The organism is Boseongicola sp., assembly GCF_057460485.1.
In genome coordinates this window covers 1-2,033 of the sequence record NZ_JBVCWP010000438.1, presented here as the reverse complement: position 1 = coordinate 2,033, position 2,033 = coordinate 1, and the positions used below count along the sequence as shown (strand labels likewise).

2 protein-coding genes are annotated in these 2,033 nt (G+C 55.0%); both read right to left on the bottom strand.

What is annotated here, in order from left to right:
• Positions 1-259: 259 nt before the first annotated feature.
• Positions 260-796 (bottom strand): histidine phosphatase family protein, encoded by a 537-nt coding sequence (locus AC221Y_RS23295; protein ID WP_486708658.1) that lies wholly within the window; start codon positions 794-796, stop codon positions 260-262.
• Between the two features lie 134 nt (positions 797-930).
• Positions 931-1,668, bottom strand: a complete 738-nt coding sequence (locus AC221Y_RS23290; RefSeq protein ID WP_486708657.1) for a dienelactone hydrolase family protein — start codon at positions 1,666-1,668, stop codon at positions 931-933.
• Positions 1,669-2,033: the final 365 nt, after the last annotated feature.

Here is a 2,033-nt window from a genome sequence, read left to right as displayed (position 1 = left end):
GCGATCAAGGGATCGGAACTGATCCTCTTCAAGAAGGCGGGCCATTCCTCATCAATTGAAACGCCGGGACCCGTCAATGACCTGATTGAGCGAACACTGGGACGGTAATCAATCTTGAGACATGTCCAGAATATATCTTAAACTAGCTGGACTGAGTTCTTACTTGCCGTTCGCCGCAAGTGCTAGCTAATGTCTGCCGTGCGGATGAAGCGGAGACACGCTGAATGAGCCGGCGACGCTATCGGACGCCTTTCGAAACTCAAGGATCGATTAGTATGCTCCCGATCACCTGGGCTTCTCCATCCATCAGACGAATGATCAATACTTCGCCAGACCGTGTGCCGCGCCCGGTGAGAGCCGAGATGTTCACTTGGTGCGACACAAGCATAATCCTGCCCCCAGTTTCCTGAATCAACTCCAAAGTCTCCCGGGTTTGACGATCGCGTGCGGAGAAGTCCTGAAAGAACGAGTTGAGTGAAGGGGTTTCTACCACGGGCCCGACACTCAGCAATTCGGCCGTTTCATGCGTGCGGCACCACTGGCTCGCCAGAACCAGATCAAAGTCGATCCCGCGGTCGCGGAAAGCTTTGCCAATCTTCCGAGCCTGTTCTCGTCCGCGCACATCGAGATTTCGCTGCGTCGAGCAGTCTCCCAAGGCAAATCCCGATGGGTCACCCGTGCCAGGCGCAAGCGCGTGACGCATGACGGCAATAGCATCCGGCTCCTTCAGAGCGTCCCAATCATTTGCAAGTGCTAGGCAGGGCAAAACGAAAAGAACGAAGGCGAGACTTTTCATTGGAATTGGTCTCTCTCTAAAGATCACCAGAGGCGTCTTGGGAAGTCCAAGCGATTAGAGCTTGAAAAGGATCGGACAGTTAGCGGGCGCACCCTTTACAGGTCTTATCGGGTGCGCCCGAAGTTGCGGCTTGTCTAACCTGACACACGCTCGTCAAGAAACGTCGAAAACGCTTCCCAGCTCGCGGTATCGGCACGCTCCTGGTAGCGGTTTGAGCCGAAAACCGTAAAGGCATGTGGGGCCCCGGAATACACTTCGACCGTATAGGTCGTTCCGGCCTCTTCGAGCTCGGTCGCCAACGTCGCCACATCTTGCATCTTGATTGAGGTGTCTGCGCCCCCATGAAGCACCAGAATGGGTGGTTCATCGCCATCCCATGACTGCCCTTCCGGAGTGGTCAGGCCGCCGTGAAACGTGGCAAAACCATTGGCCATGTCCGCCATATCGCTTCTTGCCATATCAAGCGCTACGGCACCGCCGAAGCAGTATCCAGTGACAACCATTGTATCCACGCCAGAACGCACCTGCGCCTGTTCAATGCCTGCTTTCACGAGCGCCCTCATGCGATCTCGGTCCTTATAGAGGGCGCCCGTCGCAGCAATCCTATGGTCCATGGTTTCGGTCGGTGTATCGTTACCGAACATATCGAGAGCAAACGCATTGTAGCCCATCTCCGCCAGCATATCTGCCCGCTGGCGCTCGTATTCTGTCATACCATCCCAGTCGTGAATGATTAGAACCAATCCCTTGGCCTCGTCTGCTTCGGCCCAATACCCGGTAAAGGTTTCGCCATCAACCGCGTAAGATACTTCCTCAGCCAGCGCTGGAGTGGCCGCGATCGTCGTCGCCACAAGAATAGATGCAAGTCTCATTGTTTCTCCAAGTCGTTGTTGCTTTCAAAATTCGGCCATTTGCCTTAACCGAACCTGCAAGGGGATATGTTTCAATGATGCTTTCCGACAAGTTTAGGCGTCAATTTACCTGCAAAATTTGGCGCAAAGCGAAACGGGCTGCCTTGGTCCCTAAACGATCCCTCAGCGCGGATTGAGCCGGCGAACCCGGTCGACTCTCCGCTTTGCGGACAAAGCGACCCTTTTCAAATGTTGGCACTATTGGCACTCCCGTCCCTGCGCTTGGTTCATGAGTTTTACAACAACGGCTGCTCGGAGCCGTGATTGGCACTGTCCCATCTCGAGAACTCAGCGCGGGCATGTGATGCCCGCGCATGCGACCGGAT